Origin of the sequence: Paraliobacillus ryukyuensis (genome assembly GCF_003315295.1) — a bacterium.
In the GTDB taxonomy this organism is placed as follows: domain Bacteria; phylum Bacillota; class Bacilli; order Bacillales; family Amphibacillaceae; genus Paraliobacillus; species Paraliobacillus ryukyuensis.
Window position 1 is genome coordinate 188,291 of record NZ_QNRI01000005.1, and the last position, 7,554, is coordinate 195,844.

Below are 7,554 nucleotides of genomic sequence, written 5' to 3' on the forward strand. Positions count from 1 at the left end.
GGAGATTACTAAACTTCCTGTGGTTTGTTTTGCATTTTCTATTTCTTAGTTTTAGAGTCCTGCTTGTTGCAACTGCAGCATTTCCTGTGCCAATTGATCCATTCGTTCTACTACCCGTTCGTCAAGAATTTCATTTACATCACTAAAGGCACTATTTTCAACAAAAACAGTTGTACTTGGTACTGTACCTTTTAAATATACCAACACTGGCTTAAGGTGATAGTCTGGTACTAAGGCGTGTCGATCAATCGATCCTGTTGCAACGATCCCTGTAATTTTTCGTTTAAATGCGTCTACTGGTAAATGGTCTAGGAGATTTTTTAATGCACCTGAAATCGACGCTTGATATATAGGAGTACCGAAAACTAGTATATCAGCGGCTAATAATTTATTAACGACGTCGAAGGTATCATCGTTATAAAAAGCGAGTGGTTCTCCCCGTGCAAATTCTACCTCCACGTCACGAAGATCAATTAACTCTGTTTTTAGATTGGAGTCATTCTTTTCGAGTGCTTTTAAGGTGTGGTGCACAATTACATTCGTTTTCCAACCTGCTAATGCTCCTGCTATACCGACTACTTTCATACTTCCATCTCCTTCTGATCGTTATTCATTCTTAGGGTGAGTAACTAAATTAGCTAGCCTCTCTCCATTTCTTTTATCTAGTTCCATCTGTTTAATTAACGCATCAAGATCTGAGAAATTTTCTTCTTCCCGCATAAAGTGTAAAAAGGACAGGTTCACTTGTTTATCATATAGATCACCAGTAAATCCAAGCAGGTGGGCTTCAATTAGATAGTCTTTGCCTGCTACTGTTGGCCGATAACCTGCACTAATTAATACGTTCCAATATTCTAAGGTGTACTCGTCTTGCTGTATACCAACAAGCCCAAAGTAAACACCCGGTTTTGGGATAACGTAGGCCTGAATTTCTCCAAGATTTATCGTTGGAAACCCTAATTTTCTCCCTAATTTTTCACCATGAATGACATGACCAATCACCACGTATGGACGCCCCAACAATGCTTGTGCTTGCTCGACCTGTCCGGAGGCAAGCAATTGTTTAATTAGTTTCGTTGTCAGTCGCTGCTGATTAATTTGTAATGGAGGAAGTGAAATAACCTCTATTTGTTTTTCTTGTGTAAAATTGATAAAGTCACGACTTTTTGTTAACTGTTGGTTATCTATCGAACTATTCTCATCGATAATTATTCGCTCAACTGTTAAATTATTTATGGTTAACGTAAGAAGATCTTTAATTGAGATAACTTGTTCTTTGCTAAGCTGAAACAATTTAGAAACACCATATTGTTGTAATAATTTGTTTCTGGTTAGTTCGGGTGTAATTACTTTTTCTTTCTTATCTATCGGTAATGGAACTGCTACTATAGTGCCGTCTTCTTCACATAAAGAATTAGCTTCTTGTAGTAGCCTTTGGTGTCCCTTATGCATCCCGTCAAAATCACTTATCACTAGTGTTACAGGTGAATATGCATTTCCAAATGTAGTATTTAGATTAATTATTTTCACTGTTATCCCCCGTTTATGTATGGATAGAAATTATTTAGACATACCTTTCCTCTATTATAAGAGGTGTTTTCTAATTATGAAAATGGAAAACAATAAAATTCTCACCCTAAATTGTTTTAGAGTGAGAATATCTAATCAAGCTTTCCTTTGTTTATTTCATTGAATCAATTGCTTCTTTAATAGAAGTATTACCAGAAATGACTTGAAACGCCTTGCCAATGGTTGCATCTGTTTGTACTGTCTGTAAGAGCACCTCTGCAACATCTTCTCTTGGAACTTTGTTTGGTTCTACTTTTTCTGCGATTTGTACCTGACCAGTTCCCTCGTCATTGGTTAGCATACCAGGATGTACAATCGTATAGTCTAAACCAGAATCGCGTAACCATATATCCGCATAATGTTTAGCAGCTACATAAGGGGAGAAGGAAGCAGGCGCTTCTTGAATCGCTTGACGTGTTGTGTCAAATGAGCTCACCATGACAAATCGCTTTACATTTGCTTGTTTTGCTGCTTCAATTGTTTTAACTGCGCCATCTAAGTCAATCAGCATCGTCTTATCTGGCCCTGTACTTGGTCCAGATCCAGCAGTAAACACAACTGCATCCACATCATCAAATGCTTTGGTTATTGTATTGACATCATCTTCTAAGTCAACAATAATCGTTTTTGCTCCCAAGTCTTCAAAATAACTAACTTGCTCGGCTTTTCGAATCATGGCTTTAGCAGTTAAACCTTCTGTCTCTTGAATTTTTTTGACAAGTTGTTTACCAATTTTACCATTTGCACCTACAACTAATACGTTCACTTTATCCTTCCTTTCTTTAAGAATATATTTGTTTTACACCATAATATTGTTCGTTATTTCCTACTATAAAGGATAAGAAATTAACTACTTAATGTCTACTGATATGCTATTGGTTGATCGTTATAATTAAACTATACCTCAAATCCAAATCATATAAACTATATTGCCTTATTTCTTAGATCCTGCTGATCCCATATTAGTCACATTGATTTCAACATCATAATTAATTGTGGATGTTGCAAAATAGGCGTTCCAATCTTTTTTAATCTTTTCCCATTTTTTCGGGTACTTCATCCTAAATTGATTGCCAAGTCCAATCACATCGGTTTTTAATTCATGTTGTAATTTGTCTGTTGTCTCTTCCGCATATTTTAAAACCTCTTCTTCCACTAGATCTTCAAACTCTTCTATATATTTTTCATCAAATGCATCTCCCGGGAACTCCCAATCTTCCGAAATCCAGCCGTCTGCCGTTATTTTTACGTCAAATGTAACTGTATCCTTATGTAATGTAGGAGCAATCTTCGAGCTTAAATGCTTTACTTCATAAATAGCAACTTGACCTGATTTATGATGAATTTTGATCGTTCCACCTTGTTTTTCTCCTTTAATCCAATTAATGCCCTGTAGGTCTTGCTCATTCAAGGATCCGATTAATTTTTGTTCTTTACCGTTAATAACTCCTGCCCCCTTTAATTGAAGGCTATTATTTTCTCCTATCGTCACGTTAGGCATTAAGAAACTTTGACTAGACATCAAGTCAGCAGATAGATCAATAAGAGACATCGAAGATATCAATTTCATCGTGCTTTGCTCATTGTCAGAAATGCTATCTATATAGACACTAGGAATTTCACTATCATCACTAACATTCAAAATTTCCTCTGCTTTTTTATCAGTCAAAAAAATCTTTGGACTCAATCTTGATACATTATCTCGAAAAATTTGATCCAGTATAAACGATAATTTATAATTTTCTGCTAGTTCTTGATCAATAATAATAACTTTTAGGTGATGTGTATAAATCGGATTTGGTAATTTAGTAGCACCATCACGTATGATTTCATGAACTGCTTCACCTTCTGAAATATAGTTCTGATAAATACTTTGACCTGAACCAGACTCCGTACTACTTATTATGGTAGGAATTTGATAAATTAACTTAATTTTTTGTTGATCAGATGAATCAAATCCCATTCCTAAGACAAGTGTTAATTCTTCAATATCTTTATTATCCCAACATCCAGATAATACACAAAGAAAAAAAAGGGACATAACAACGATATAGAATTGTTTTCGCTTCATATGTTTCACTCACTTTTTAAGCCTCTTAATTTTGTGATAATTAATAAAAATATAGGAATAACTAAGGAAAAACTTATACTTATGTATCCGATCACGCTTCCTAAACTAGATAATTGATTCAAATCAGACGGTGCTAAAGCAACAACATATAAAATAGGGAGAAGAAAATAAACAGTTTTTTTATACTTTAACTTGAAGATATCCGCTACTCCTAAAGCAGCAATATAATGACAGACGGCATACGTTGCAAAAATTTGAATGATCCAAACAACAAGAAAAACAGACTCAAATCGTTCGATAAAGACACCCTTAAATTCATACGATTGAATCAACGATAATGTTGGCCATGTCTCTACTTGCAGACGTTCTACTGAGAATACACCCGTAGTGATGATTATGGTGACAAAATAAATGAATACAGTGAGAAACACACCCCACCGCAAAACTTTTGTCGCTTGTTTTGGCCGTTTCATAAACGCAATCCAAACGAGCAAAAACTCCATTCCACTATTCGTTAGCAAGGTTGGTACTAATCCTTTTATGATTGGCATCACTCCATTACCTAAAACAGGACGCACATTATCAATTTCAAAATTTACTATACCAAGCATAACAACAAGCAAAAATATAAAAATCGTTATAGGATAAATAAATTCAAATAATCTGGCCATCGCATTAATTCCACCAGCAAGCAGATAAGTGCCAACCCATAGCATACAGATCATTAAGACTGACAGCGGGGTGCCTTCGAGCAAATAAAATTTAGTAACCTCCCCCATTGCTCTTATTTCGAAACTCCCTAACAAGATCGCATAAATGATAAATCCCAAGCTTAATCCCCATCCTAAATACTTGCCAACAATTATTTGATTGAATTGAAAAAAAGTCTGTTTCGGAAATTGTTGGCTCAATTTAACGACAAACAGACCGGACAAAAAAGTAATTAATCCTCCTAGAATGACAGACATCCACATATCTGGCGTTCCAACATCGGTTGCTAACGCACGTGGAAATGTAAACGAACCTACCGCAACGAGCGTTGATCCAAGAATAGCGAATGTTTGCGTTGTCGTGATTTGATTCGTTCCAATATTCATATCGTTCCTCTTTTCATTTTGGTTTTCGTTTATTATTTTTCGGATAAAATTCTTTTGGTCTAGTGTTCATGGTGAACAAAGGGAACCGAAAAACAAAATCTTTTAGATCATCTTTGCTATAGATAGTACCTGGGGTGATATAAGGTACACCGAAACTTTTTAGTTTTGAACCATGTATTAGTAGCATTAAGAAAAATAAAGTAATGCCATAAAGGCCTAATGTCGCTGAACAAAACATAGCTAAAATCCGTAATACACGAAGACCGATACCAAGGCCATATTGTGGTGTAACAAAAGAGGAAATTGCCGTAACTGCTACAACAATGATCATAATTGGACTCACTAAACCTGCTTGTACAGCTGCTTCACCTATAATGATCGCGCCAACTAAACCTACTGTTTGACCAATGGGTTTCGGTAATCGAAGTCCTGCTTCCCGTAACATTTCAATTGCAGCTTCCATAATTAATGCCTCGATAAAAGAAGGAAAAGGCACTCCAACTCTAGAATTTGCAATAGCTAATGCTAAATCAGTTGGAATTAACCCTTGATGAAATGATACGAGCGCAATATAAAAAGACGGTAAAAACACCGTAATAAATATAGCAGCATAACGTAATAATCGAATTAAACTCATTGAGATCCACCGTTCATAATAGTCTTCTGGGGTCTGCAACATCATGGAAAAAGTTACTGGTACAATTAGCGCAAAAGGAGTACCATCTAAAAGAATTGCTACTCTTCCTTCTAGTATGCCGCCCATCACACGATCAGGTCGTTCAGTCGATTGAATTTGAGGAAATAATGATAAATAATCATCTTCAATAATCTGTTCAATATAACCTGATTCAGGAACATTATCTAACTGAATGGTTGCTATTCTTTCTTTTACTTCTCCCAATAAGTCAGGATTAACAATATCACTTATGTAAACAATTGCTAATTTCCGCTTGGTTCGCTCGCCAACTTCCTGTTCAACGATAGTTAAATTTGGATCTCCACTTAAACTTCTCAATAGTGCCGTATTGTCTCGTAAATTTTCTAAAAAACCCATTCTCGGTCCTCTTACTAATGCTTCCGTAACAGGTTCATCAATTGAGCGTGTTTCCTCTTTTTTTAATTTAAAAATAATACACTTTGCTTCCCCATCTACAAATAACACCGGGCATCCCGATAAGATATTGTATATACTATCGTCTAAAGAAGTGGCTGTATTCATATCAATAATGGGGATAACATTATCAATTAAATATGCAATTACATCAGATGTCTTTATCATCTGTTGGTCATGATTACATGGTTTTGACATTAACGGCTCGACAACAAATTGACGCATAGCTAACTTGTTCACAAATCCATCAATGTAAACTAACGTACATTTTCTATTTAAAATCGCCAGATTAAAATTTCTGAACACAATATCGGTATTAATCCCTAAACGTGACTTAATAAATGCGATGTTAGGTTCTAATAATGAAGAAACATCTTGTGTCTTGGCTTTTTTTTTCGTTAACGGACTTCGAGAATTATTTGCTTGTTTTCTTAATTCAATTAATTTCTTAAAAGAAATGTTTAGAGTCACTGGAATTGCGATTAACATGAATGTTCCAAAATAAACTTCTTGTCTTAGTATAAATGCAAGCACACTATCCATGACATCCCTCTTTTCGTGAATAGTGTGTGCAGAAATTTGGCATAATATGCTTTCATATGAACAAATTCTCAATGGTTGATAAAAAGAGCTATTATTTCATTGCATTAAAAAAGCTCTGACCGCTGTCAGAGCTTCTGGCAAAAATTATTATTTTGCATGACTTGTTAAATTTTCAGCTACTTTGCTTACACTAGCTAATCCTTCAGCAACAATTGATTCTGCTTTATCAGGCATGGCATTGTGCCCTTCAATAATTACCTCGTCAATAATTTCCATACCAAATGTACCACCTAGCGCATTACGCATATAGTTTAGTGACATATCAAGTTGGGCCATTTCAGGTGCTGAATATACCCCACCACGTGCATTAAGTAAAATAGCTTTTTTATCTGTCATAAGTGGAAGTAATTCACCAGTATCTGAATATTTAAATGCGAATCCTGCTTCAAAAATGTAATCCATAAACGTGTGAAGTTTTGCTGGAATAGTTAGATTCCATAAAGGAAAAGCAAATACAATCACATCTGCATTAGATACTGCATCTTTTGCTTTTTGTTTCGCATTTAGTAAACGCTGTTGTACGTCTGTTAATTCCTTTCCTTGTTGGAGATTACCAAACGCATCAAATAAATCTTGTCCTAAATATGGCATATCTTCTTCAAAGACATCATATGTAGTTACATTTAGGTCTTTTGTTGCTTCCATAAACGTTTCATACATCTTACTGGATATACCTTCTGTTGCTGGTCGGTTATTTGCTTTTACTACTAATATATTCATGATTCCTGTCCCCCATACACTAATATTCCTACTAATTCGTTTAGTAAGTTTCTTCTGTTTATAATTATGTGAAAAATTATACAAAGGTACAAGGACGCACTTTTTTGGTACTTAGTATCTTTTTGTATACTAACAGACATATATTTGTGATTTACCAAGCGGTTAGCACGATATAAATACCGCTATCATCAAATCCAATTGATTCCGATTAATAAATGTGACAAATGTATGAACTTTTTTTCACATATTCAACATTAATTTCTATGCATGTTGTTTTTCTTTTAACAAAATAAATATCCGCCCGTAAAACGGGCGGTTTTAATTTCGCCCTAGAAGGGCACTTTACTAACTACCCCTAAAGGGGCTTTTAAATTGACCGTCAA

Annotated in this window: 7 protein-coding genes; all 7 read right to left on the reverse strand. The window is 35.1% G+C overall.

Annotated features, from left to right (window positions below):
* Positions 1-51 precede the first annotated feature (51 nt).
* Positions 52-585: an NADPH-dependent FMN reductase gene (locus DES48_RS09635; RefSeq protein WP_113868786.1), complete on the reverse strand. Its 534-nt coding sequence runs from the start codon at positions 583-585 to the stop codon at positions 52-54.
* 21 nt (positions 586-606) lie between these two features.
* Positions 607-1,530, reverse strand: a complete 924-nt coding sequence (locus DES48_RS09640) for a riboflavin kinase (RefSeq protein WP_113868787.1) — start codon at positions 1,528-1,530, stop codon at positions 607-609.
* 151 nt (positions 1,531-1,681) lie between these two features.
* Positions 1,682-2,335: an SDR family oxidoreductase gene (locus DES48_RS09645; RefSeq protein ID WP_113868789.1), complete on the reverse strand. Its 654-nt coding sequence runs from the start codon at positions 2,333-2,335 to the stop codon at positions 1,682-1,684.
* A 168-nt stretch (positions 2,336-2,503) separates the two neighbouring features.
* Positions 2,504-3,640: a Ger(x)C family spore germination protein gene (locus DES48_RS09650; protein ID WP_147232399.1), complete on the reverse strand. Its 1,137-nt coding sequence runs from the start codon at positions 3,638-3,640 to the stop codon at positions 2,504-2,506.
* A 5-nt stretch (positions 3,641-3,645) separates the two neighbouring features.
* Positions 3,646-4,737, reverse strand: coding sequence for a GerAB/ArcD/ProY family transporter (locus DES48_RS09655; RefSeq protein WP_113868793.1), 1,092 nt, complete (start codon positions 4,735-4,737; stop codon positions 3,646-3,648).
* 13 nt (positions 4,738-4,750) lie between these two features.
* Positions 4,751-6,391 (reverse strand): spore germination protein, encoded by a 1,641-nt coding sequence (locus DES48_RS09660; RefSeq protein ID WP_245911362.1) that lies wholly within the window; start codon positions 6,389-6,391, stop codon positions 4,751-4,753.
* 147 nt (positions 6,392-6,538) lie between these two features.
* On the reverse strand, positions 6,539-7,171 hold the full coding sequence (locus DES48_RS09665; protein ID WP_113868795.1) for an FMN-dependent NADH-azoreductase: 633 nt from the start codon (positions 7,169-7,171) through the stop codon (positions 6,539-6,541).
* Between the last annotated feature and the right edge of the window lie 383 nt (positions 7,172-7,554).

Coding starts and splice junctions, on each gene's coding strand:
- DES48_RS09635 (WP_113868786.1), bottom strand. CDS start 585: ATGAAAGTAGTCGGTATAGCAGGAGCATTAGCAGGTTGGAAAACGAAT.
- DES48_RS09650 (WP_147232399.1), bottom strand. CDS start 3,640: ATGAAGCGAAAACAATTCTATATCGTTGTTATGTCCCTTTTTTTTCTT.
- DES48_RS09655 (WP_113868793.1), bottom strand. CDS start 4,737: ATGAATATTGGAACGAATCAAATCACGACAACGCAAACATTCGCTATT.
- DES48_RS09660 (WP_245911362.1), bottom strand. CDS start 6,391: ATGGATAGTGTGCTTGCATTTATACTAAGACAAGAAGTTTATTTTGGA.
- DES48_RS09665 (WP_113868795.1), bottom strand. CDS start 7,171: ATGAATATATTAGTAGTAAAAGCAAATAACCGACCAGCAACAGAAGGT.